This window comes from Blastococcus sp. HT6-30, from assembly GCF_039729015.1.
In the GTDB taxonomy this organism is placed as follows: Bacteria; Actinomycetota; Actinomycetes; order Mycobacteriales; family Geodermatophilaceae; genus Blastococcus.
Map to the genome: position 1 here is coordinate 3,020,234 of NZ_CP155792.1, position 24,366 is coordinate 3,044,599.

Sequence of the window (24,366 nt, forward strand, 5' to 3'; positions counted from 1 at the left end):
GGCCCGGAACCGGGCGTGCGGACCCCACGTCCGGGTGACGGCCGGGCAGATGGGGCTCGTGGACTGCGGCCTCGGGCGGGTCAGCGCCGGCGGGCAGCGCGGCGGAGGTTGAACACCACGAGCACGCTCCCGCCGGCGGCCACCGTCGCGGCGAGCGGCATGGTCAGGCTGCCCCACGAGCCGGAGGTGTCCGCCACGGGCTTGAGGCTCACCGACCGTCGCGGTGCGGAGAAGCCGGGGGCCGGTCCCCAGTAGGCGTACGGGGCCGGCTGCCCGGTTGCCTCGGCCACGGGCGCGAGGCCATCGGCCGGGTCGGCAGCTCCGCCGGCGCCGTGGGAGCCGCCGGAGCCGGCGGCGCCGGCGGCGCCGGCCGGGACGGTGGTGCCGCGCGCGGGGCCGCCCGACTCGGCCGGGACACCCTCCCCGGAGGTCCGGGCCGCCGGCACTACCTGGACGACGGCGCCCGTGGCGTCCGAGCGGTGCACCGTCAGCGTGAAGTCCCGGCCGGACAGCGAGACCGGCACACCGACCGGGAGCGCTGACTGCAGGTCGGCGTCCCAACGTGCCGCGGGTCCTGGCGTCGCGTCCAGCAGCAGGGACGTGTCGGGGAACGACCCGGTCCGGTGCACGAGGACGCCGGTGTCGAGCCGGAAGCCGTTGTCCCCGGTGGCCAGCCAGACGTCCTGCCCGGTGGCCGCACGGACCTGCAACCAGTACGCCACCCCTTCGGCATCGATGAGCCGGAGTGCGCGCACGCCCTCGTTCCCGGCCAGCGGCGAGAGGGTGACCGTGGTGGTCGCATCGCCCACCGACACGCTCCGCTGCCCGCTCGCCGGCAGCACGCCCAGCGCCGCCGCCTGAGACGCGTTGAGCGCCCCGAGCTGGGCCCAGGAAGCGCCCATGACGTCGTAGTAGTCGCGGTAGCCCTGCACCTGGCAGGAGCCACCTTCGATGGTGCCGTCGCACTGCTCCGCGGAGGAGTGGCCCAGCCCGAAGTTGTGACCGAGCTCATGGGCGATCACCGAGGCCGAGGTCTCGCGCACGTAGAGCCGCCCACCCGATCCCGGCCCCGCGCCCACCTGGGCCAACGCGTAGGAACACGCCGGCTGGCCGGCGGTCTGGCCGCTGAGCCGCAGCAGCAGGTGCCTGCCGGGCCCGGGGACGAAGCCGACCTTGCCGGCCACCTCGTCCCACATCAGCTCCGGGGAGGTGCAGTCCGCGGTCGTGCGCACCCATTCGTGGGCGTCGGTGACGCCCACGGAGATCCCGCCGGCGGTCTGCTCCGCCCAGAACCGCGCCACCGGTCCGTCCACCGCGGTGACGACGTCGCGCAGCCGGGTGCCGTCCGGTGCGGTTCCCGCAGGCGCGACCAGCACGACCGTGACCCGGTTGGTCAGACCGTTCCGCGGCGTTGGCACCGGCGCCGGGGCCGGGGCCGGGGAGCTCACCGGGGGCCCGGCCACGACGTCGCTGCTCAGCACGGTGCGGGCCGGATCCAGGCCGGCCTCGCTCGCCTCGTCCTCGACCGTCGCGCCGACGGTCAGCTCGACGGTGGAGCCCGCCGGCACCTCGGCGACCTGATCGGCCAGCACCCGCACCGCGCCGGTGCCGGTCCGCACCCAGGTCAGACGTGCGCCCCCGTCGTCGTGATGGTCGCTGCCGGGCTCGCTCTCGGAGACCACGTGGACGAGCTCCCCCATGACGGTGGTGACGCCACTGTCGGCGGCGGCCACGGACGGCAGCGCCGCGGTGCCGAGGGTGGCGGCCAGCACCATCCCGGCCAGCGCGCGGCCGCGAACCTGAGGGCGGGCGCCACGGAGGCTACGGAGGTCGCGGTTAGGAGACATCGACCCAGGAATCGGCGGCCGACTCCCCGGTCGGCACCATCGGGACGGAGTTGAGCCGAACCGCCCGGCACTCCGGTCACATCCGCCACATGCACCCCCCGTCCCCTCCGCGGGACCGCCCCGAGCACGCGCGGGGGCAGAGCCGGCGGCGGTCTCCTCCCTGCCGCACCCCGCCCCGGGGCGGCGGGGTGCCGAACGCGCCGACGACCGACGCTCCTATGACGCGTCAAGCTGGTGAGGGTTCGTTTTCGAGGCGTCAGTAGAGGTCGCGGGCGATGTAGCGCTTGAGGCAGCGTTTGATCTCACGGTCGGTCTTGCCTTGCGCTCGGCGGCGGTCGGCGTAGGCGCGGGTGCGCTCGTCGCATTGCAGGCGGGTGAGGGCCACGGTGTGCAGGGCGCGGTTGAGCTGGCGGTCCCCGGAGCGGTTGAGCCGGTATCGCACGGTCTTGCCCGAGGACGCCGGAATCGGGGCGGCGCCGGCCAGCATCGCGAAGGCCGCGTCGTTGCGGCAGCGGCCGGCGTGGGACCAGGCGGTGAGCACGGTGGCGGCCACGATCGGACCGACTCCGGTCAGGTCGAGCAGGTCTGGCCGCCAGGACCGCACGATCGCGCGGATGGCCTTCTCGTGGGTGAGAGCTTCGGCCTCCAGGAACCGGATGCGGCGGGCCAGATCGTGCAGCACGGTCAGCGCGGTGATGACCTCGACATCGGCCTTGCTGCGCCCGGGCGGAGCGTGGCGGCGGTGGTGATCATGACTCGCGTGGTCTGTCCCCGGAACCGAGCCCGCACCGCCTCCGGGCTGGTGATGACCATGGCCAGCAGCTGCCGCTGGGCGGCGGTGGCGGCCTCGACCGCGGCCCGTCGGGCGGTCAAGAGCATCTGCAGCGCCGCCCGGTCGGCGCCGGTCTTGGGCTGGGCCAGCTGAGCGCGGGCCAACGCGTCACGGGAGGCGCGCTCGGCGTCGATCGGGTCTGACTTGGCTCCGGCCCGCCGGGTCGGCCGCTTGGGCCGGTCCAGTTCGACGACCATCTCGTCGGCATCGGCGAGGTGGCGGGCCAGGCCGGCGCCGTAGCCGCCGGTGCCCTCCATCGCCCAGGCACGTAGGCCTGAGTGCTGTTCGGCCAGCGCAACGAGCTCGGCGTATCCGTCAGGGTCGGCGGTGACCGTCGCTCGAGCCAGCACGCCGCCGGTGCGGGCATCGAGCACCGCGGCGGTGTGTGTCTGGCTGTGCGTGTCGACGCCGATGACGACCTCGACCAGGTCTGCCAGCATGGACATGCGTTCTTCTCCTTGACCGGGGGACGCAGTAGGTCCCGGTCCGGTGCGGAGATGGCAGGACTGTGATGAGACACGTCAGCGGCTACTGGCGGTCAAGCTCCTGATCAGGCCAACGTCTCCGTCCCGGGCCGGTGCCGGCAGCAGCAGGCGGACAAGTCGGGCGAAAGGCACGAAGCCAGTCAGGCGAAGGGTCACACCCGCTACTGCCGGCCGTCAGCCCATCACCGAAGGACCGACCCGGCCAGCCTCACAGTCAGGCGAGGTCGTCGGCGCCCATCAGCCGGCGTCCGGCCTCGGTGATCGAACCGGACAGCGAGGGATAGATGGCGAAGGTCTGCGCCAGGTCATCGGCGGTCAGCCCCTTGGTCACCGCGAGCGCGATTGGCAGCACCAGCTCCGAGGCCCCCGGTGAGACGACGACGCCGCCGACGATGACCCCGGTCGACCGCCGGGCGAAGAGCTTCACGAAGCCGTCGTGCAGGTCTCCCATCTTGGCCCGCGCGTTGGTGGCCAACGGCAGCCGTACCACCTCGACATCCGCGTCCTCGGCCAGCGACTCCTCCTGCACCCCGACGGTCGCGATCTCCGGGTGGGTGAAGACGTTGGCCGCAACCGTCTTGAGCTTGATGGGCGCGACCGCCTCGCCGAGGGCGTGCCACATGGCGATCCGGCCCTGCATCGCGGCGACCGAGGCGAGCTGGAAGACGCCGGTGACGTCGCCGGCCGCGTAGATCCCCGGCACGGAGGTCCGGGACACCCGGTCGACGAGGATGTGACCGGCTTCGGTCACCTGCACACCGTGCGACTCCAGGTTGAGCCCGGCAGTGTTCGGCACGGTGCCGACGGTCATCAGCGCGTGCGAGCCCTCGACGGTGCGCCCGTCGGTGAGCTCCACCGAGATGCCCTTCTCGGTACGCCGGACGGCGGCGGCGCGGCCGCGCTCCAGCCGACCACCGCGGGACTGGAAGACCTGCTCGAGCACCTCGGCGGCGTCGGAGTCCTCGCCGGGCAGCACCCGGTCGCGGGAGGACACGAGGGTGACCGGCACACCGGCCTCCAGGTAGCCGGAGGCGAACTCGGCACCGGTGACGCCCGACCCGACGACCACCAGGTGCTCCGGCGGCTCCGCGAGGTCGTAGACGTCGCGCCAGTCCAGGATCCGCTCGCCATCGGGCTCAGCACCGGGGAGGACCCGGGGGTCGGCGCCGGTGGCGATCAGGACGACGTCGCCCTCGATCTCGTCCACCACCGCACCGTCCTCGTCCAGGATCTCCACCTCGTGCGCGACCAGGCCCGGGACGTCGTCGGCCAGCCGGCCCTGCCCGGCGACGATCGTCACGCCCTCGGCCTGCAGGCGGGCGTGGATGTCGGCCGACTGCGCCATGGCCAGGTTCTTCACCCGCTGGTTGGCCGCCGCGAGATCGAGGCCGACCGTCGCCAGCTCGGTCCCGTGCACCCCGAGGACGGCCGAGTCGCGGACCGACGTCATGGCGCCGGCGGCGGCGATCAGGGTCTTCGAGGGGACGCAGTCGGTGAGCACGCTGGCCCCACCGATGCCGTCGCGCTCGATCACGGTGACCTGCGCACCGAGCTGTGCGGCGACCAGAGCGGCCTCGTAGCCGGCCGGGCCACCACCGATGATGAGGATGCGGGGCATAGCTCCATCTTCCGTCGCTGGGCGGTCCGTCGTCACATTGTCCCCGCTCCGGGCCCGCTTCCGTACCACCGCCCGTTCCGGCCCGGCAGGATCGCTGGTTAGCCTGGCCCCGATGGGCCTCTACGCCGCCTACGGGTCGAACATGGATCCTGCCCAGATGGTCCGCCGCTGTCCGTCGTCGCCGCACGCCGGCACCGGCTGGATCCGCGGCTGGCGGCTGACCTTCGGCGGTGAGGAGCTCGGCTGGGAGGGCGCGCTCGCGACCCTCGTGCCCGCCGACGACGACGACGGGCCGGGCGGGGGAGCGACCGGCGTGTTCGTCGCCCTGTACGACCTGACCGAGGCCGACGAGCAGGCGCTGGACGCCTGGGAGGGCGCCGACTCCGGCCTCTACCGCCGGGTGCACCTGCGGGTGCACAGCCTCGGGGGGGCGACGTAGTCGGTCGGTGCGCCGGCGGCCTCAGCGGCATCGGCGATCCCGCCCAGGTGCCGCGCCGAGGGCAACCCACCCTCGAACGCGTGGAGCACGTAGGCGTAGGCCACGACGTCCAGCTGCGTTCGCGCGAGTGCCGTTCCTCCTTCTGACCCTCCTTCCCCTCCCTCCTCGGCCGTCACCCCGGACGAAGCAGTACCGCTGTTAGCCTCGCAGTCACGGTTCGTACACCTGGTCGCCACCCGGTCGTCGGACTTCGACCGCGACGAAGGGACGGATCCTGCTCAGCCATCTGACGGTGGACGGCGAAGGACTCAGCTTCGACTCTTCGGCTCCTGACCTGTCCCGGGTCGTCGACCTGCTTCTCGACGACCGCCGCATCTGGTCCTTCCGGGTGGAGACGGCCGACCCGCTCGGGGAGGAGCCCGACCGGCGGCGGTTGCCGTGGCCGTCACCGCTCATCCCGTTCCTCGACGGTGTCGCCGAGTTCGCCCTCCGCCCGGTGGACGGCGGGAGCGACATCCCGCGGACCACGGCCCGGCTGGGGTGCGGCGAAGGCTCCATCCGCTTCGTCGATCCCCACGGCGCCCCCCTCATGATCAACAAGTGGGGGAACCTCGGGCACGCTCTGTCCGACTACGACCCCGGCATGGTGACGCGGCTGCTCGACCACGTGGACCGCGTGCGCGCGATTCTCGCCGAGCACAGCGACCTCGACGTCTACGTGACCGGCGGCACCCTGCTCGGACCGTACCGGGACGGGCGGGTCATGCCGCAGGACGACGACGCCGATCTCGCCTACCTCAGCCGGCACAGCCACCCGGCGGACGTCATCCTGGAGGCCTTCCAGCTGGGCCGGCTGCTCGCCGGCGCCGACATCACCGTCGTCCGGTGCTCGGCAGGCCACCTTCAACTCCACTTCTCGCACGAGGGCCGGCCCGACGGCTACGTGGACATCTTCACCGGCTGGATCGACGACCTCGGGTGGTGGTACCAGGTCTTCCCCGTCCGAAGTCGGGTACGCCGGGATCAGTTGCTGCCCATCAGGACGATCGACGTCGAGGGGCGCCCCGAGCCGATGTGCCGGGAGCCGGAGGTCATGCTCGAGGCCATCTACGGGCCGCACTGGGCCACCCCCGACCCCTCCTTCCGGTTCCGCCTCCCCACGGCCACCGCGCAGCGGATGTACGGCTGGCTGTCCGACCAGCACATGGACCGGGCCGTCTGGCGAAACTATTACCGGTACAGCACCGTCACGGCCTCCGCCGCCAAGCCGTCGGACTACGCGCAGTGGTTGGCCGGCCGCCTGCCGCCCGGTGGCCCCGTGCTGGAGCTGGGAGCCGGGCAGGGCGGTGATGCCCTCTGGCTGGCCGAGCAGGGCCACCGGGTCGAAGCGATCGACTACGTCGACTCGGTGATGACCGACGCGCAGCGGGTCGCCGAGGAGCGGGGGCTCCCCGCCCGGTTCCGGGTACGCAACCTCTACGACCCTCGCCGGGCACTGACCCTCGGCGGCGAGATCGCCGCCCGCCGGGAGCCGGTCACCGTCTACGCACGCGGCCTGCTCGCCTCTTTCGTCACCGTCGGCCGCCCCAACCTCTGGCGACTGCTGGCCATGGTGCTCCGCAACGGCGGGCAGGCCCACCTGGACAACCCGCAGGAGAGCTGGGCACCCCAGTACGGACTGGGCCGGCCGCTGCACATCGAGATGCCGCTGGACGTGCTGGCCGGCGAGATGGCCCCCTACGGCCTGCGCATCGACGAGGTGCACCCGGCGGAGGAGCCGCACGAGCACACGCCCTGGAGCGCCGACACCCGGCTGCTCCCGACGACGAGAATGGTGATCTCTTGGCAACGTCGACCACGCTGAGGAAGCTGGCCCGGACCCCGGCCAAGCGTCTCCGTCAGGCCTTCGTCCCCGAGTACGAGGACCTGCTCAGGGAGATGCGCGAGGTCCGCGAGCTCCACGAGCGACGGGAGGCCGAGACCCGGCACGAGCTGCACGAGCTGCGTGCCCAGGTCGAGGACTTCCGAACGCGGGTGGAGCTGGTCGAGGACGGGCTGCACGAGGCGCGTCGGTTGAGCCTGCGGATCGCCCAGCTGACCGATGTGGTCACCGAGCTCGTCCTGCCGCTGCACGACCGGGACATCGACCCGTCGGTGTTCGAGCGCCTGCCCGAGGACACCCAGTGACCGCCGGGCCCACCCGAGCCGTCCGGTCGTCGCGCCGCGGCCTCTCGTAGCCAAGGGATCAGCGTGTACTCACTCGTCCTGCTTAACGGTGGCAGCGGCCGCCGCATGGGCGCCGACCGGCCGAAGCAGTTCCTCACGGTCAACGGCCTGCCGATCCTCGTGTACTCGCTCGTCGCCGTGGACGCCGTGCCCGAGATCGACCAGATCGTCCTGAACTACCCGGAGGGCTGGCGCGAGGAGGTGGAGGGCATCGTCCGCGACTACGCCATCCAGACGCCGGTCGACTATGTGACGGCTGGAGTCACCAGGCAGGAGTCGGTCGCCGCCGCACTGCATCTGTGCACGAACGACGCAGTCGTCCTGCACGAGGCGGCACGGCCCCTCGTGCGCTCGGCCGACTTCAGCCGGCTGATCGACGCGCCCGAGCGCAACGTGAGCTACATGATCCCGATCCCGTTCACCGTCGCTCCGGTGGATCCGCGGACGCGGGCGGTCACCGGCTACCTGGAGCGGGACGGGCTGCGCAACGTCCAGCTGCCGCAGAAGTTCGACCTGGCCGACCTCAAGCGGGCGCACGCCTTCGCCGCCGGGCAGGACGTGGTCTATACCGAGGACGCCACCCTCATGGCGGCGGCCGGGCTGTCGGTGCACTACATCGACGGCAAGGACACCAACATCAAGGTGACCACGCCGACCGACATCCACCTCGCGGTGTCCCTGCTGCACGGGGAGACCGAGGATGAGTGACCGGCGCACCGTCCTGGTCACCGGGGCGTCCAAGGGCATCGGCCTGAAGACCGCCGTGCGCTTCGCGGCGCGGGGCGACGTGGACCAGCTGGTGCTGGTCGCCCGCAGCTCGGCGGCGTTCGACGACGCCGTCTCGGCCGTCTCCGCCGTCAGCCCGGACGTGCAGGTCACCGCGCACGCGTTCGACCTGGCCGACCGGGCGGGCATCCCCGAGCTCATGCGTGAAGTGCGCTCGGCCCACGGCAACGTCGACGTCCTGGTCAACAACGCCGGCTACACCAACCCGCAGCCGATCCATCAGATCCCCTTCGAGGAGTTCGAGCGGACGATGGCGGTGAACCTGTACGCCCCGTTCACCATCGTCCAGGAGCTGCTGCACCTCGGGAACAAGTTCGACGTCATCGTCAACGTCGCGTCGACGGCGGGCATCCAGGGCCGCTCGGGCTGGCTGACCTACTCGGCGTCGAAGGCCGCGGTGATCAACATGAGCGAGGTCATGCGGGAGGAACTGGCCATCTACGGCACCCGCGTCGTCTGCATCTCCCCCGGCCGGACCGCCACCGACCTGCGCCGGACCCTGGCACCCGACGAGGACCCGACCACGATCATGCAGCCGGAGCACGTGGCGCAGGTGATCGAGATGCTGAGCACCGACGTCGGCCGGTTCGTCGACAGCACCAACCTGGTCGTCCGCCAGTGACCGGTGCCGGGCCGCGTCAGCGCCGCCCGGGACCGGGGGGGACGGGGTCCAGCAGGTCACCGGACCGCTCCACGGGCACCCGCGAGGAGGGCAGCGGGGGCAGCGGACGCGACCGGCCGGCACCGGCGGGGTGCACCGTGCCGTCGTGGCCACCGGCGATCGGCTCCCGCCGGGCCGGCGTCCGGTACAGGTCGCGCTCCACCGCACGCCGCAGCCGGCCGCCGAAGGGCCGCTCGACGTACCGGTGCACCAGGTAGGCGAGCACCAGCATCAGGGCCATGACGAGGGTCAGCGCGGCGTACGCGGGCAGGACCGTTCCCAGGCGGTTGAGCAGCACCCAGCCGCTCACCTGGTGGATGACGTAGAGCGGGTAGGTCAGCGCGCCGAGGAAGGTCAGCCAGCGCCAGTCCACCCGGCTGACCCGCGTCAGCGTGGCCACCGCGAGGGCGGCGACGCACAGGGTGAGCAGGACGACGAGCGCGCGGAAGGACACCGGGGCGCCGGCCACCCGCACCGACCAGGGGATGTAGTGGGCGGCGCACACCCACAGCGCGAAGCAGTAGTTCATGGCCAGCAGCAGGCCGGTGGCGGCGCTCCAGCCCTCGCGGTGCAGGAGGTAGATCAGGATGCCGATGCAGAAGAACGGCGCGTACTTCGGGACGAGCAGCTCGGTGAGCAGCGGGGAGTTCCAGCGGGCGGCCAGCGCGCCCAGGACCGGCCAGACCAGGCATAGCGCGAGCATTCGCTCCCGGGTGATGCCGATGAGCGCCATGCCGAGGAGCAGCAGGTAGAACTTCAGCTCCACCCACAGGGTCCAGAAGGCGCCGTCCAGGTGCGGGACGCCGAAGGCGGACTGGAACATGGTCAGGTTCAGTGCGGCGCCGGGCAGCCCCACGGCGTCCCAGTCGGCGAGGATCGACCGGTTGGTGACCAGGACCAGCGCGGTGAGCACGACGGCGAACCAGTACGCGGGGTACAGCCGACCGATGCGGGAACCGACGAACGACGGCACGGACCGGCCCCAGGTGCTCATCAGGATCACGAACCCGCTGATCATGAAGAACAGGTAGGGGCCGAAGCCGCCGTAGATGGTGAACCGGCTCAGGAACGGGAAGACGTCGCGGACGCTCTCGGACCACGCCACGCTGTCCCGGCCGGTGTAGTGGAAGCCGACCACTGCCAGCGCGGCGGCGAAGCGCAGGCTGTCCACCACCCGCAGCCGCTCCCACGCTGCTGGTGCCTGCCGGCGTGCTGCGGTCACGGCCTCCCCCTCGTCCGGCTCCATCAGTGACGCTAACCGCCCGCCCAGTCGCCCAGCGTGACGGATTTGTCCGACACGGGGTCGGCGGGAGACCTGCGCCCGCAGGGGTGGGTGATGCGGGTGGGATCAGGAGACGCCCGGGGACGGCGAAGCCCCGGGCCGGGCGAGGAAGGCGTCCAGGACCTGCCGGGCGGCCAGCGCGGGGGTGAGCTCCCCGGCCAGCACCGCCTTCTCGAGCTCGGGGACGGCGGCGCGCACGCCGGGGTGCGCCCGCAGCGAGTGCTCGAGCCCGTCGCGCACCAGCTGCCAGGTCCAGCGCACCTGCTGGGTGCGGCGGCGCTCGTCGAAGGCCCCGGACGCCTTCGCCCGGTCCTGGTGCTCGACGAGCTTGGCCCACACCTCGTCCATGCCCTCGCCGGTCAGGCCGGCGCAGGTGAGCACCGGCACGTCCCACGGCTCGCCCCGGCCGCGCAGCATCCGGATCGCCGAGGAGAGCTCTCGCGCCGCCTTGCGGGCGTCGGCGGCCGCGGGCCCGTCGGCCTTGTTCACGGCGATGACGTCGGCGATCTCGAGGATGCCGCGCTTGATGCCCTGCAGTTGGTCACCGGTGCGCGCGATGGTCAGGAAGAGGAACGAGTCCACCATCTCCGCGACGGTGATCTCCGACTGGCCGACGCCGACGGTCTCCACCAGGACGACGTCGTAGCCGGCCGCCTCTACGACGACCATCGACTCGCGGGTGGCCTGCGCGACCCCGCCGAGCGTGCCCGAGGTCGGGGACGGCCGGATGAAGGCGTGCGGGTCGACGGCCAGCCGGGCCATGCGCGTCTTGTCGCCGAGGATGGAGCCGCCGGAGCGGGCCGACGACGGGTCGACGGCAAGCACCGCGACCTTCGACCCGCCGGCCGTGAGGTCCACCCCGAGCTGGTCGATGAAGGTGGACTTCCCGACCCCGGGCACCCCGCTGATGCCGACCCGGCGCGCTCCCCCGGCGTGCGGAAGCAGCTCCACCAGCAACTCCTGCGCCTTCTCCCGGTGGTCGGCCCGCCGGGACTCCACCAGCGTGATGGCGCGCGCCATCACCCTCCGGTCCCCGGCGAGCACCCCCTCGACGAGTGCCGGGACGTCGACCTCACGACCCATCAGCGACGGCCCTCAGTGACCCAGGCGCTCGGACAGCGTCCGCAGCAGCTCCTGGGCCGCCTCGGCGATGACCGTGCCGGGCGGGAAGACCGCGGCCGCGCCCATCTCCTTGAGGGGCGGCACGTCGTCGGGGGGGATGACGCCACCGACGACGATCAGCACGTCGTCGGCACCGAGCCCGGCCAGCGCGTCGCGCAGCGCGGGCACCAGCGTGAGGTGCCCCGCGGCCAGCGAGGAGACGCCGACGACGTGCACGTCGGCCTCCACCGCCTGCCGGGCGACCTCGTCCGGCGTCTGGAACAACGGGCCCACGTCGACGTCGAAGCCGAGGTCGGCGAATGCGGTGGCGATGACCTTCTGCCCGCGGTCGTGCCCGTCCTGGCCCATCTTGGCCACGAGGATGCGCGGCCGGCGGCCCTCGGCCTCGGCGAACTCCTCGGCCATGCGGCGGGTCTCCTCCATGGGGCCCGATGCTCCCGCCTCGTCGCGGTACACGCCGGAGATCGTGCGCACCTGGCCGGCGTGCCGCCCGTAGACGGCCTCGAGCGCGTCGGAGATCTCCCCGACGGTGGCCTTCGCCCGCGCGGCGTCGACGGCCAGCTTCAGCAGGTTGGTGTCGAGGTCGTTGCCGCGGCGCCCCTCTGCGGCGGCGCGGGCGGCGTCGGTCAGCCGGCCCAGCGCCTCGGTGACGGCACGGCCGTCGCGGTCGGCCCGCAGCTGCTCGAGCTTCGCCTTCTGCTGGGCGAGCACGTCGGCGTTGTCGACCTTGAGCACCTCGATCGCCTCGTCGGCGTCGACCCGGTACTTGTTGACTCCGATCACCGGCTGGCGACCGGAGTCGATCCGCGCCTGCGTGCGGGCGGCCGCCTCCTCGATCCGGAGCTTCGGGATGCCGTCGTCGATGGCCTGCGCCATGCCGCCGTGCTCGGCGACCTCCTGGATGTGCGCCCAGGCGCGGCGGGCGAGGTCGTAGGTGAGCTTCTCCACGTAGGCCGAGCCGCCCCACGGGTCGACGACGCGGGTGGTCCCCGACTCCTGCTGCAGCATCAGCTGGGTGTTGCGGGCGATCCGCGCGGAGAAGTCGGTGGGCAGCGCGAGCGCCTCGTCGAGGGCGTTGGTGTGCAGCGACTGCGTGTGCCCCTGGGTGGCGGCCATCGCCTCCAGGCAGGTGCGGACGACGTTGTTGTAGACGTCCTGCGCGGTCAGCGACCAGCCCGAGGTCTGCGAGTGGGTCCGCAGCGAGAGCGACTTCGGGTTCTTCGCCCCCGCCTCCTTCACCAGCTTCGCCCACAGCAGCCGCCCGGCCCGGAGCTTCGCGACCTCCATGAAGAAGTTCATGCCGATGGCCCAGAAGAACGAGAGCCGCGGGGCGAACGCGTCGACGTCCATCCCGGCGGCCTGGCCGGCCTTCAGGTACTCGACGCCGTCGGCCAGCGTGTACGCCAGCTCCAGGTCGGCCGTCGCCCCGGCCTCCTGGATGTGGTAGCCGGAGATCGAGATGGAGTTGAACTTCGGCATCCGCTGCGAGGTGAACGCGAAGATGTCGCTGATGATCTGCATCGAGGGCTTGGGCGGGTAGATGTAGGTGTTCCGCACCATGAACTCTTTGAGGATGTCGTTCTGGATGGTGCCGGTCAGCTCACCCGGCTCCACCCCCTGCTCCTCGGCCGCCACGATGTAGAGCGCCAGCACCGGCAGCACGGCGCCGTTCATCGTCATGGACACCGACATCTTGTCCAGCGGGATGCCGTCGAACAGCTGCCGCATGTCCAGGATCGAGTCGATCGCGACCCCCGCCATGCCGACGTCCCCGGGCACGCGGGGGTGGTCGGAGTCGTAGCCGCGGTGGGTGGGCAGGTCGAAGGCGATCGACAGGCCCTTCTGCCCGGCGGCGAGGTTGCGCCGGTAGAACGCGTTGGACTCCGCGGCGGTGGAGAAGCCCGCGTACTGGCGGATCGTCCACGGCTGCGTGGTGTACATCGTCGGGTAGGGGCCGCGCAGGAACGGCGGCAGCCCGGGCAGCGTCTCGAGGAAGTCCAGGCCCTCGAGGTCGGCCGGGGTGTACAGCGGCGGGACGGAGATGCCCTCCGGCGTCTCCCAGGCGGCCTCGGCCACGCCGCGCCCGGTCGCCTCCTCGAACGCCTTGGCCCAGTCGTCGGGCCCTGCGTTCGAGGAGCCGCTGCCGCCCGACGGCCGGCCGAGCTCGACGGAACCGAAGTCGGGGATGCTGCTCATGCCTGAACTCCTTCGAGACCCAGCTCGGCGTGCACCGTCCGCAGCGCCGCGAGTGCGTCGCACCCGGCGAAGACGTAGCCGTCGACCCCGTCCACGGCGAGGTCCGGCTTGCCGGCCAGCCACACCTGCGTGGCGCCGGCCGCCCTGAGCTCCCGGGCGAGGCCCGCGGCGTGCCCGGCGTAGTCCTTGTCGGTGCCGCAGATGCAGGCCACCGTCGTGCCCGCGTCGGCGAACCCGCCCGCGCCGTCCCCGGCCGGCGTCGCCAGGCCACCGGCCTGGAACAGGTTGCCGGCGAACGTCGCGCGGGCGGTGTGCCGCGCGATCGGGCCGATCGTGGCGAGGTAGACCGCGGGCCGCTCCCCGCTCCGCGACGACATGGCGGCGTCGGCGGCGTCGCGCAGCGCCTCGAACTCCTGCGCCGCGCGGACCCGCGGCAGACCGCCGGTGGCGGGCAGGATCTCCGCCGCCGGCTGCCGCTCGGGCAGCTTCTCGGTCAGGTTGGGGAACTCGCTCACGCCGGTGATCGCGTCGGCGCGGGTGGCCAGCCGCTTCGCGCGGGCGTCCCACGCCTGGGCGATGCGGTTCCGCACCAGGCCGGAGGCCAGTGCCGCGGACAGCCCGCCGGCCCGCTCGATCTCGGTGAACCAGTCCCACGCCGCGCGGGCCAGGTCGTCGGTGAGCGACTCCACGTACCAGGAGCCGCCGGCCGGGTCGAGGACGCGGGCGAGGTGCCCCTCCTCCACCAGCAGGCTCTGGGTGTTGCGCGCGATCCGGCGGGAGAAGGCGTCGGGCAGCCCGAGCGCGGCGTCGAACGGCTGCACCGTGACGGCGTCCGCGCCGCCCACGCCCGCGGCGAAGCAGGCGACGGTCGTGCGCAGCATGTTCACCCACGGGTCGCGCCTCGTCGTCATCACCGACGAGGTGACGGCGTGCTGGCGCTGGCCGCGCACCTCCGCCGAGGCGCCGCTGACCTCGCCGACCCGGTCCCACAGCCGGCGGGCCGCGCGCAGCGCCGCGATGGTCGTGAACTGGTCGGCGCTGGCCGAGTAGCGGAACTCCAGCGCGGCGGCCGCCTCGTCGACCGACAGACCGGCCTCGGTCAGCGCCCGCAGGTACGCCACCCCGGCGGCCAGCGAGCAGCCGAGCTCCTCGACCACCGACGCCCCGGCGTCGTGGAACACGGTGCCGTCGACGACGACGGTCCGCAGGCCGACGTGCGCCGCCGCACGGCGGGCGACCCCGGCCAGCCCGGAAAGATCCTGCTCCTCACCGGAGGCGGCCTGGACGCCGAGCGGGTCCAGGCCCAGCGAGCCGCCGGGGGCCAGGTCGGTGCGCCCCTCGACCAGCGCGAGGAACGCCTCGGCCGCCGCGAGCCCGCCCTGGACGCCGACCGGTGCCAGGTCGAGGTAGACGTCGGCGAGGACGTCCCCGAGGGACGCCGCAGGGATCGCGCCGTCCCCGACCACCAGCCACAGGGAGGTGACGCCGTTCTCCAGGTCGGCGGCGATCGCCTCCCGGGTCACGGCGACGTCGGGGTGCGCGTGCCGCTGCCGGACGTCCCATCCGCCGGGCGCGCCGCCCTCGGCCCCACCGGCGGCGGTGACCTCGGCCGATCCGGCCGGGCCTCCGGACGGGCGGGCACCGCGGACGAACGGCGGCAGTCCGGGGACGCCGACGGCGGTCGGGAGGTCGCCGGCGTCCCCGGCGGTGTACAGGGGGGCGACCGTGACGCCGGGGGCGACCGGGCGGCGCAGCGCGTCCTCGACCGGGTCGGGGAGGCTCTCGCGGCCGGCCTTGCGAAGCACGCCGGCGACGAGGTCGCGCCACTGGTCGCGGGTCACCGCGTCGAACTCGCCCGCGAGCGCCAGGGCCTCGGGCACCTCGTGCTCGGCCGGTACCTCGGCGTCGGCCGGTGCGCTTCCCTGACCGCTGCTGGTCTGCTGGTCGGTGGAACTCATCCTCGGTGGGTCTCCTCGACGGTGGGCCTGGCTGCAGTGTCTCCGGGCGCCGGTCGGCGCGTGCGAGGGGGTGTTGTCGGACCCGTGGGGGACGGTTCCGCGTCGGCCTCGAGGGCGAGCAGTGCGGTCCGGGCCAGCAGCCGCACGCCGACGCCGATCGCCCGCTCGTCGACGTCGAAGGTGCCGCGGTGCAGGTCGAGGGGGGCGCCGCCCCCGTGCGTGCCCAGCCGGGCCAGCGCGATCGGCATGACGTCGGCGAACCAGCCGAAGTCCTCTCCGCCCATGCTCTGCGGCGAGAGGACCAGGTTCTCGGCGCCCACGCTGCCCAGCGCGGCCGACCGCAGGAGCGCCACCGAGCGGGGGTCGTTGACCACCGGCGGCACACCCCGGATGTAGTCGACGCCGACGTCGGCGCCCGTCGTCGCGGCCACCCGCGCCACGAGGGAGCGCAGCAGGTCCTCGGCTCCCTTCCACGCGTCGCGGTCGAGCACCCGCACCGTGCCGCGCAGCGTGCCGCGCTGGGGGATGGCGTTGGCGGCGACACCCGCGTTCACCGCGCCCCAGACCAGCGACATCCCGACGCGGGGGTCGACCTGCCGGGAGAGCAGCGAGGGCAGGTCGGTGATCAGCCGGCCGAGTGCGTCGACCAGGTCGACGGTGAGCTGCGGGCGGGCCGTGTGCCCCCCGGGGCCGGTGAGCGTGACGTCCATGCGGTCGCACGCGGCGGTGATGGGGCCGGTGCGCAGGCCGACCTTTCCGGCCGGCACCGACGGGTCGCAGTGCAGGGCGAAGGCGCGCGAGGCGCCGTCGAGGACGCCGGAGGCGACCACCTCGGTGGCGCCGCCGGGCACCGTCTCCTCCGCGGGCTGGAAGACGCACCGCACCCGGCCCGGGAAGCCATCGAGGCCGGCGAGCGCCAGCGCGACGCCCAGGACGACGGTGGTGTGCACGTCGTGGCCGCAGGCGTGGCAGAGCCCGTCGCGGGTGGAGGCGTAGGGAACGTCCTTCAGGTCGGCCAGCGGCAGGGCGTCGATGTCGGCGCGCAGCACGACGACCGGCCCCTCGGCGTCGCCGACCTCGCAGACCAGGCCCGTGCCGGTGGGCAGCCGGCGCGGGCGGAGACCGGCCGCGCGCAGCCGCTGCTCGATGAACGACGTCGTCTCGAACTCGGCGAACGCCAGCTCCGGATGGGCGTGCAGGTGCCGCCGCACCGATACGAGTTCGGGGTGGTGCACCCCGACCCAGTCGTCGACGGCCGCGGTCAGCTTCTCGACGACCGGGGTCATGCGGCGTGCCCGCCCGCGCACTCCGCCGGTCCGGGCACCGGGCCGTCGGGGCTGCCCGCGGGACCGCTGGCCGGGAGGCCGTCGCGCAGCTCGGCGACCAGGCTGTCGACGACGGGCACGAGTTCGCCGTCGTGTTCCAGCGCCACCGCGCGCTGCCGCTGGTAGGAGGCGCCGACCTCCAGGATGCGCAGCACGTCGGCCAGCTCGCCCTCGCACTCCAGCCGCTTCGCGGTGGGCATCAGCTCCTCCACCAGCTCGGCGATAGCCTCGCGCACCGGGCGGACGGCGTAGTGCTCGTCGACCACGATCTCGGCGTCGAGGCCGTAACGGGACGCCCGCCACTTGTTCTCGCGGACCACCCACTCCTCGGGGCGGGGCAGGGTGTAACCGCGGTCGAGCTGGGTGTCGAACTGCTCGACCAGGCACTGCGCGAGCGCGGCGACCGCGCCGACCTCGTCGAGGGTGGGCAGCCCGTCGCAGATGCGGAGCTCGACGGTGCCGAAGTCGGGGTGCGGCCGGATGTCCCACCACACCTCGCGGACGCTCTCGATGCTCCCGGTGGAGATCAGCGTCTCCATGTACTCCTCGAACTCGTTCCAGTCGGCGAGCTGGAAGGGCAGCCCGGCCGTGGGCATGCCCTCGAAGACCTTGGTGCGGGCCGAGGCCAGGCCGGTGTCGCAGCCGACCCAGAACGGCGAGGACGACGACAGCGCCAGGAAGTGCGGCACGTACTGGCACAGCGCGTTGACGATCGGGATGACCTTCTCCGGCGCCCGGACGCCGACGTGCACGTGGACGCCGAAGATCTGCATCCGCCGGGCCAGCCACTGCATGCGCTCGACGAGCTGGTGGTAGCGCTCCTTGGGGGAGATCTCCTGGGTCTGCCAGTCGGTGAACGGGTGGGTGCCGGCGCAGAGCAGCCCGAGCCCGCGCTCGTCGGCGGCGGCCACGACCTCGGCGAGGGTGCCGGCGAGGTCGGCCTTCGCCTCGCTCACGGTGGTGCAGACGCCGGTGATGATCTCGACGGTCGACTGCAGCAGCTCGTGCTTGGCCTTGGGGTGCTCCTCGGCGCCCTCGGGGCGGAGCGCCTCCAGGATCTCGACGGCGCCGGGCGACAGCTCGCGCGTCCGCCGGTCGACGAGCTGCAGCTCCCACTCCACACCGAGGCTGGCGCGCTCCGAGCTACGGAAGGGGATCTCCACCTCCGGGAGTCTAGGGACGATGCCCCCGGCCCACCGCCCGAGGCGGCGGCCGGCGGGCACGATCACCCGGGCCGTCGGCCCGGCCGAGCAGCCGGGGGTCCTCCGCCGGGCTCCTGCGTTAGCGTCCCTGCGTGAGCGAGCTCCCCGGAACCGACCCCACCGCCCTGGCCACCCAGGCGGCCGAGGCCCTGACCACCGCGCTCGGCGGCGAGCACGACGCCGCCGTCGTCATGGGCTCGGGCTGGGCCCCCGCGGCCGATGCGTTCGGCGAGGCCGCGGGCTCCGTGTCGATCGGCGACCTCCCCGGCTTCACGGCCCCGACCGTGGTCGGGCACGGCGGCGAAATCCGCTCGGTGCGGGTCGGGGACCGCAAGGTGCTGGTCTTCCTGGGCCGCACCCACTACTACGAGGGCCGCGGGGTCGAGCCGGTCGTCCACGGCGTGCGCACGGCGGCGGCCGCGGGCGTGCGGACGGTGCTGCTGACCAACGCGGCCGGCGGGCTGGCGCCCGACCACCGGGTGGGCCAGGCGGTCGTGATCTCCGACCACCTCAACCTCACCGCCCGCTCGCCCCTGGTGGGCGCGGACTTCGTCGACCTCACCGACCTCTACTCCGCCCGCCTGCGGGAGCTGGCCCGGCAGCTGGACCCCTCGCTGGTCGAGGGCGTGTACGCCCAGCTCCCCGGCCCGCACTTCGAGACGCCGGCCGAGATCCGCATGCTGCGCACGCTCGGCGCGGACCTGGTCGGCATGTCCACCGCGCTGGAGGCCATCGCGGCCCGCGCGGCCGGCGTGGAGGTGTTCGGCCTCTCGATGGTCACCAACGCCGCGGCCGGCATCACCGGCGAGGCGCTGGACCACCAGGAGGTCCTCGCGGCGGGCAAGGCTGCGGCGGGTCGGCTGGGCACGTTCCTGGTCGAGCTGATCGGGCAGCTCCCGTGAGCGGCGCGGCCTTGGGTCCCGTGCTGGTCACCGGCGCCGCCGGCCGGATCGGCACCGTGCTGCGCGCCGGGCTGCCCGAGCGCGGCTGGGCCCTGCGCTCGCTCGACGTCGTGGCCGTGCCGGAGCCGCGACCGGGTGAGGAGCACCTGGTCGCCGACGTCACCGACCTCGCGGCGACGACCGAGGCGGCCCGGGGCGCCTCGGCGGTCGTCCACCTGGCCGGCATCGCCGGCGAGTCGACGTGGGCGGCGATCTCGCACGCCAACATCGGCGGCACGTACGTCGCGCTGGAGGCAGCCCGGCAGGCCGGCGTCCCCCGCGTGGTCCTGGCCAGCAGCAACCACGCCACCGGCTACACCGAGCGACCGTCGGACGGGCTGCTGCGCGAGGTGGACGCGCCGCCGCGACCGGACACCTACTACGGCGTCTCGAAGGTGGCGATGGAGGCGCTGGGCTCGCTCTACGCCGACCGCTACGGCCTCGACGTCGTCTGCCTGCGCATCGGCAGCGCCTTCGCCGAGCCGACGACGACGCGCCAGCTGTCCACCTGGCTCTCCCCCGCCGACACCGTCTCCCTGGTCGACGCCGCGCTCTCCGCGCCGTCGCCGGGCTTCTCGGTGGTGTGGGGCGTCTCCGACAACACCCGCCGCTGGTGGGACCTCTCCGCCGCCGAGGCGCTCGGATACCGGTCGGCCGACGACGCCGAGCGCTACGCCGCGGCGCTGGTCGAGTCGCGCGGCGAGCCCGACCCGTCCGACCCGGTGCACCACCGCGTGGGCGGCGAGTACACGACGCCGGCGTTCGACGCGGAGAACTTCCCGGCATGACCGACGACCTGCTCGCCACCGCCCGGGCCTGGGCCGACGCCGATCCGCACGAGGGCGACCGCGCGGAGATCCTCGCCCTGGTCGACGCCGGCGACACCACCGAGCTGGCCCGCCGCTTCGCCGGTCCGCTGACCTTCGGAACGGCGGGGCTGCGCGGACCGCTCCGGGCCGGACCGGCCGGGATGAACGCGGCCGTGGTGCTCCGTGCCGCGGCCGGGGTGGGCCGGCACCTGCTGGACACCGGGCACGGCGGCGGAACCGTCGTCATCGGCTTCGACGCCCGGCGGAGGTCCGACGAGTTCGCCCGCCTCTCGGCGCAGGTGTTCTCGGGCCTGGGCTTCGAGGTGCAGGTGCTGCCGCGACCGCTGCCCACCCCGGTGCTGGCGTTCGCCGTCCGGCACCTCGGCGCGGTGGCCGGGGTGATGGTCACCGCCAGCCACAACCCGCCGGACGACAACGGCTACAAGCTCTACCTGGAGCAGGGCGCCCAGCTGGTGCCACCGGTCGACCGCGCGATCGAGGAGGCCATCGCCGCCGTCGGCCCGGCGCGGGGGATCGCGCTCACCGGCGGCCACGGGATCCTCGGCGACGACATCCTCACCGAGTACGTGACCGCGGTGGTGCGGGCGCTGGACCCCGAGCGGGTGCCGGCCGCCGACCGGGCCGCGCTGACCGTCGCCTACACCGCCATGCACGGGGTGGGCGCGTCGACGACCCGGCTGGCCTTCGCCGCCGCCGGCTTCGCGGAGCCGGCCGGCGTGCCCGAGCAGGACGCGCCCGATCCGGCGTTCCCGACCGTCTCCTTCCCGAACCCGGAGGAGCCCGGCGCGGTCGACCTGCTGCTGGCCCTGGCCGAGCGGGTGGGCGCCGACGTCGCGATCGCGCAGGACCCCGACGCCGACCGCTGCTCGGTGGTGTGCGGCGGCCGGCAGCTCACCGGCGACGAGGTCGGGGCGCTGCTGGCCGACTGGCTGCTGCGCCGCGGCGTGCGGGGGACGTACGCGTCGTCCCTGGTCAGCGGCTCGCTGATGCACGCGATCGCCGAGGCGCACGGCGCGCCGTCGGAGGAGACCCCGACCGGGTTCAAGTGGATCATGCGGGCCGGCTCCGCTGCGGCCCCGCTGGTGTACGGCTACGAGGAGGCGCTGGGCTACTCGGTGGCGCCGTCGGTCGTCCGCGACAAGGACGGCATCTCCGCCGCCCTGGCCGTGGCCCTGCTGGCGGCGGAGCTCAAGGCCGCCGGACGCACCCTGCTGGACCGGCTGGACGAGCTCGCCGACGAGCACGGGTTGTTCGTCACCGGGCAGCTGTCGGTGCGGGTCGAGGACGTCTCGGTCATCTCCGACGCGATGGCCCGGTTGCGCTCGGCGCCGCCCGCCGCGCTGCTGGGGCGGCCGGTGGAGTTCGCCGACCTCGCCGAGGGCTCGCCGCCGGTGGACGCCGTCCGGCTGCTCGGTGAGGGCGTGCGGGTGATCGTCCGGCCCAGCGGCACCGAGCCGAAGCTCAAGGCCTACCTGGAGACGGTCGTCCCGGTGCACGACGACGCCGGCCTGATCGCGGCCCGCGGGCGCGGGGCCGACGAGCTGGACCAGCTGCGCACGGAGATGTCGGCGGCCCTGGGGCTCTAGGGCGCTCGCGGCGCCTCCGCAGACCTGTCCCGCCGTCGCATCCGGCCGGTCGGGTGGTGCCGGTCCATCGGCCCGGTCCGCCGCCGCGTCGCCGGGACGGTCATCACCCCACGGGCTCGCGGCAACCCGAGTCCAGTGCACGGGCCGCCGTCGCCAGGACGGCGACGACGTCCCGGCCGAAACCGACGTCGCAGGGGTGGGTGCCACCGGCGACCGCCGCCGCGCCCAGTTCGCCCACCGCCACCTGGAAGGCGTCCACCGGGGCGTCGACGTCCGGGAGGACCACCAGCCGGCCGGCGTCGCCGTGCACGTAGAACTCGGTGCCGGTCGACATGGGTGCGACGGTGTGCGACAGCGTCACCGTCGAGGCCGCCCCCGAATCGTGGGTGAGCACCAGGTGCACGGTGTCCCGCAGGCCGGCACCAGCCTGGACGGCGACGACCGGCCCGAGCGCGGGCACGAGCAGCGACAGCGCGTGCGGGCCGATGTCCCACAGCGCCCCGTGCTCCTGCCGCCAGGGCGACGCCGCGAAGGGGCTGCCGGCCAGCGAGGAGAGCCACGAGCCGGAGCCACCGGCCAGGCGGGTGCGGGCGGCCTGGGTCAACCAGGTGGACGTGGCCGCCTGGAAGCGGAAGGTGAAGAACACGACCGAGGCGACGCCGGAACCGCGCACGGCCTCGACCACGCGGTCGGCGCCGGCCACGTCCAGCGCGATCGGCTTCTCGAGCAGCAGGTGCTTGCCCGCCTCGGCGGCGCGCACCGCGAGCGGCGCCTGGACGTCCGGCGGGAGGGCGATCGCCACGGCGTCGACGCGGGCCAGCAGCGCGTCCACGTCGTGGTAGCCGGGGACCTCGAACTCCGCGCCCAGCGCCTTGGCCTTGGCGAGGTCGCGGCCCCACACGCCCACCAGCTCGGCGGACGGGTGCTCGGCGAGCGCGGTCGCGTGGACGGCGCGGGCCCAGTGGCCGGTGCCCAGCACCCCGAAGCGCATGGTCAGACCGAGCCGAACTGGCGGTCGCCGGCGTCGCCGAGCCCCGGGACGATGTAGGCCTTCTCGTCGAGCCCCTCGTCGATGCTGGCGGTGAAGACCCGCAGCGGCAGGCCGCTCCCCTCCAGGCGGCGGATGCCGTCCGGCGCCGCGAGCGCGCAGAGCACGGTGATCGACGTCGTCCCGCGGGCGACGAGCAGCTCGCAGCAGTGCACCAGCGACCCGCCGGTGGCCAGCATCGGGTCGAGGACGAAGACGTCCCGCCCGACCAGCGTCTCCGGCAGCGAGGCCATGTATGCCTCGGGCTGGAACGTCTCCTCGTTGCGGGCCAGGCCGACGAAGCCCATCTGCGACTCGGGCAGCATCCCGTGCGCGGTGTCGGCCATGCCCAGCCCCGCCCGCAGCACGGGCACGATCAGCGGGGGCGCGGCCAGCCGGTAGCCCGTCGTCGTCGTGACCGGGGTGGTGATCTCCTGCTCGGCCACCTCGAGGTCACGGGTGGCCTCGTAGACGAGCATCTGCGTGAGCTCGCGCAGGGCGGCCCGGAACATGGCGTTGTCCGTGCGCTCGTCCCGCATGCGGGTCAGGCGGGCACGGGCCAACGGGTGGTCGACGACGGTCAGCTGCACGGGCGACACCGTATCGGCCGGAGTGGCGTTGCAACCCGGACGGCCGCCGGGAGGGCACCGACGGTCAACCGGCACGGGAGCAGAAGGTGTCTCCGCCGAGGCGGGGAAAGATGAGGATCTCGGTGCCGTCGGGGCGCCAGGTGCGCCATCGTCCGTCGGGTTGCCGTTCGATCCGGAATCCGTGGTGGACCTTGGTGTGGTGCCGTTCGCACAGCAGCCCTGAGTTGTCCAGTGAGGTGTCGCCGCCCTCGGCCCAGTGGATCAGGTGGTGGACGTCGCACCAGTGGGACGGGGCGTCGCAGCCGGCGAACACACAGCCGCCGTCGCGGGCCTCCACCGCCCGGCGCAGATGGGGTGGCACGACCCGGTGGCTGCGGCCCAGGTCCAGGGGCTGACCTTCGGGGCCGAGCACGATGCGGGTGATGGTGCCGTCGCAGGCCAGCCAGCGGGCGCGGGCGGCGGAGATCGTCGCCCCGAAGCCCATCCGCCCCGCGGTCGGGCCCCTCGAAGGGTCGACCAGGTCGGTCAGGTCCACGCGCACCACCACGTGCGGCTTGACCGTCCGCAGCACCGGCAGGGACCCGGCCGCGAGCTGGTTGTCGGCCAGCTGCACCAGGGCGTCGGCGGACTGCTGCGCCCGCGTCCGCGTGTCACCCGAGGGGCGGGTGGCCTGCGTGATCGACTCGACCGCGGCCTGCAGCTTCTCCCCGCCGACGGCGTCGAGCTCACCGCGCAAGGACACCGATCCGTCGGCGTGCCGCACGATCACCAGCGACCGCTGCTCGGTCGGGTCGGGTTCGGGTCCGTCGGGGTCCAGCCGGGCCAGGTAGTGGTGCACCACCTGCCGCAGCTCGGCGTAGGGCTGGGTCGCCGCCACCTCCGCCAAGGCCGCAGCCACCCCGGCCACATCGACGCCCTGCGCCTGCGCGGCGGCCAGGTGCTTCGGCGCCGCGACCGGCGCGACCGCGGCCACCCCCTCCGGCGTCACAACGCCGGCCACCGCCGCGGCAGCGACCGCCGGCAGCTCCGCCAGCGCCCGCCCCGAACCCACCAACCGCGACGCCGCAGCCGCCGAGAACCCGGCGTGGCCGCGCAGCCAGGAGGCCATCGTCTTCAGCCCGTCGTGCTCGGCGGCCTGGGTCAGCTCGCACTCCCGCACCGTGCGCGCCACCTGCGCGGCCAGCCGGTTCGACGCGGTCAGCAGGCCTCCGAGCCGGTCGAGCAACTCCGGGCCGAACCGGCCCGCCAGGTCCTCGGCGGCCAGGTCGTCCAGCGCGGCCGCCAACCGGCTCACCGCATCGGACCCACCCGTCGAACGCATGTACGAAGAATACCGCCGGTCAGTCGCCGACGCAGGACTAATCCCCAGGTGAAAGGACCAGTCCACAGAGCCGCGACCCGGCTTCACCGCAG

The 24,366-nt window shown here is 73.7% G+C and carries 20 protein-coding genes and 1 pseudogene; 8 read left to right on the plus strand and 13 right to left on the minus strand.

Annotated features, from left to right (window positions below):
- Positions 1-80: 80 nt before the first annotated feature.
- From ABC795_RS14540 to ABC795_RS14555, 4 genes and pseudogenes are all read right to left on the minus strand, one after another.
- Positions 81-1,775 (minus strand): reprolysin-like metallopeptidase, encoded by a 1,695-nt coding sequence (locus ABC795_RS14540; RefSeq protein WP_347057900.1) that lies wholly within the window; start codon positions 1,773-1,775, stop codon positions 81-83.
- Between the two features lie 328 nt (positions 1,776-2,103).
- Positions 2,104-2,430: pseudogene (locus tag ABC795_RS14545) on the minus strand (transposase); the annotation flags it as partial.
- A gap of 101 nt (positions 2,431-2,531) precedes the next feature.
- Complete coding sequence (locus tag ABC795_RS14550) at positions 2,532-3,125, minus strand: transposase (protein ID WP_347057901.1); 594 nt, start codon at positions 3,123-3,125, stop codon at positions 2,532-2,534.
- 253 nt (positions 3,126-3,378) lie between these two features.
- Positions 3,379-4,782: an NAD(P)H-quinone dehydrogenase gene (locus ABC795_RS14555; protein ID WP_347057902.1), complete on the minus strand. Its 1,404-nt coding sequence runs from the start codon at positions 4,780-4,782 to the stop codon at positions 3,379-3,381.
- Between the two features lie 112 nt (positions 4,783-4,894).
- On the opposite strand from ABC795_RS14555, the gene ABC795_RS14560 reads away from it, so the two are divergent.
- The 5 genes from ABC795_RS14560 (at position 4,895) to ABC795_RS14580 (ending at position 8,855) form a co-directional block, all read left to right on the plus strand.
- Positions 4,895-5,221, plus strand: coding sequence for a gamma-glutamylcyclotransferase family protein (locus tag ABC795_RS14560; protein ID WP_347057903.1), 327 nt, complete (start codon positions 4,895-4,897; stop codon positions 5,219-5,221).
- 292 nt (positions 5,222-5,513) lie between these two features.
- Positions 5,514-7,085 carry a LicD family protein gene (locus ABC795_RS14565; protein ID WP_347057904.1) on the plus strand — a complete coding sequence of 524 codons (1,572 nt, stop codon included), beginning with the start codon at positions 5,514-5,516 and terminating at the stop codon, positions 7,083-7,085.
- Positions 7,064-7,408 carry a DUF6752 domain-containing protein gene (locus ABC795_RS14570; RefSeq protein WP_347057905.1) on the plus strand — a complete coding sequence of 115 codons (345 nt, stop codon included), beginning with the start codon at positions 7,064-7,066 and terminating at the stop codon, positions 7,406-7,408. The genes ABC795_RS14565 and ABC795_RS14570 overlap by 22 nt, the downstream gene beginning before the upstream one ends.
- A gap of 63 nt (positions 7,409-7,471) precedes the next feature.
- Complete coding sequence (locus ABC795_RS14575; protein ID WP_347057906.1) at positions 7,472-8,155, plus strand: IspD/TarI family cytidylyltransferase; 684 nt, start codon at positions 7,472-7,474, stop codon at positions 8,153-8,155.
- Positions 8,148-8,855, plus strand: a complete 708-nt coding sequence (locus tag ABC795_RS14580) for an SDR family oxidoreductase (RefSeq protein ID WP_347057907.1) — start codon at positions 8,148-8,150, stop codon at positions 8,853-8,855. Before ABC795_RS14575 ends, ABC795_RS14580 begins: the two co-directional genes overlap by 8 nt.
- 16 nt (positions 8,856-8,871) lie before the next feature.
- Here ABC795_RS14580 and ABC795_RS14585 read toward each other — a convergent pair whose 3' ends face one another.
- The 6 genes from ABC795_RS14585 to ABC795_RS14610 all read right to left on the minus strand — a co-directional run bounded on the left by ABC795_RS14585 (position 8,872) and on the right by ABC795_RS14610 (position 17,940).
- A complete protein-coding gene (locus ABC795_RS14585) occupies positions 8,872-10,116 on the minus strand; it encodes an acyltransferase (protein ID WP_347057908.1) in 1,245 nt (414 codons plus the stop codon).
- A gap of 126 nt (positions 10,117-10,242) precedes the next feature.
- The gene (gene meaB / locus ABC795_RS14590; RefSeq protein WP_347057909.1) at positions 10,243-11,259 is read right to left on the minus strand and encodes a methylmalonyl Co-A mutase-associated GTPase MeaB; all 1,017 of its coding nucleotides are present in this window, start codon (positions 11,257-11,259) and stop codon (positions 10,243-10,245) included.
- A 12-nt stretch (positions 11,260-11,271) separates the two neighbouring features.
- Positions 11,272-13,494, minus strand: coding sequence for a methylmalonyl-CoA mutase (gene scpA, locus ABC795_RS14595; RefSeq protein ID WP_347057910.1), 2,223 nt, complete (start codon positions 13,492-13,494; stop codon positions 11,272-11,274).
- Positions 13,491-15,452 (minus strand): methylmalonyl-CoA mutase family protein, encoded by a 1,962-nt coding sequence (locus ABC795_RS14600; RefSeq protein ID WP_347057911.1) that lies wholly within the window; start codon positions 15,450-15,452, stop codon positions 13,491-13,493. The genes scpA and ABC795_RS14600 overlap by 4 nt, the downstream gene beginning before the upstream one ends.
- Complete coding sequence (locus ABC795_RS14605) at positions 15,449-16,738, minus strand: amidohydrolase (protein ID WP_347057912.1); 1,290 nt, start codon at positions 16,736-16,738, stop codon at positions 15,449-15,451. Before ABC795_RS14605 ends, ABC795_RS14600 begins: the two co-directional genes overlap by 4 nt.
- Complete coding sequence (locus ABC795_RS14610; RefSeq protein ID WP_347057913.1) at positions 16,735-17,940, minus strand: glutamate--cysteine ligase; 1,206 nt, start codon at positions 17,938-17,940, stop codon at positions 16,735-16,737. The genes ABC795_RS14605 and ABC795_RS14610 overlap by 4 nt, the downstream gene beginning before the upstream one ends.
- 131 nt (positions 17,941-18,071) lie before the next feature.
- On the opposite strand from ABC795_RS14610, the gene ABC795_RS14615 reads away from it, so the two are divergent.
- The 3 genes from ABC795_RS14615 to ABC795_RS14625 are packed head-to-tail and all read left to right on the plus strand — an operon-like array spanning position 18,072 to position 21,336.
- Positions 18,072-18,881: a purine-nucleoside phosphorylase gene (locus ABC795_RS14615; protein WP_347057914.1), complete on the plus strand. Its 810-nt coding sequence runs from the start codon at positions 18,072-18,074 to the stop codon at positions 18,879-18,881.
- A complete protein-coding gene (locus ABC795_RS14620; protein WP_347057915.1) occupies positions 18,878-19,708 on the plus strand; it encodes an NAD(P)-dependent oxidoreductase in 831 nt (276 codons plus the stop codon). Before ABC795_RS14615 ends, ABC795_RS14620 begins: the two co-directional genes overlap by 4 nt.
- A complete protein-coding gene (locus ABC795_RS14625; protein ID WP_347057916.1) occupies positions 19,705-21,336 on the plus strand; it encodes a phospho-sugar mutase in 1,632 nt (543 codons plus the stop codon). The genes ABC795_RS14620 and ABC795_RS14625 overlap by 4 nt, the downstream gene beginning before the upstream one ends.
- A gap of 103 nt (positions 21,337-21,439) precedes the next feature.
- Here the strand turns inward: ABC795_RS14625 and ABC795_RS14630 are convergent, their stop codons facing one another.
- The 3 genes from ABC795_RS14630 to ABC795_RS14640 form a co-directional block, all read right to left on the minus strand.
- The gene (locus ABC795_RS14630) at positions 21,440-22,327 is read right to left on the minus strand and encodes a Gfo/Idh/MocA family oxidoreductase (protein WP_347057917.1); all 888 of its coding nucleotides are present in this window, start codon (positions 22,325-22,327) and stop codon (positions 21,440-21,442) included.
- Between the two features lie 2 nt (positions 22,328-22,329).
- Complete coding sequence (gene upp / locus ABC795_RS14635; protein WP_347057918.1) at positions 22,330-22,953, minus strand: uracil phosphoribosyltransferase; 624 nt, start codon at positions 22,951-22,953, stop codon at positions 22,330-22,332.
- Positions 22,954-23,017: 64 nt separating this feature from the next.
- Positions 23,018-24,274 (minus strand): DUF222 domain-containing protein, encoded by a 1,257-nt coding sequence (locus ABC795_RS14640; protein WP_347057919.1) that lies wholly within the window; start codon positions 24,272-24,274, stop codon positions 23,018-23,020.
- Positions 24,275-24,366 lie beyond the last annotated feature (92 nt).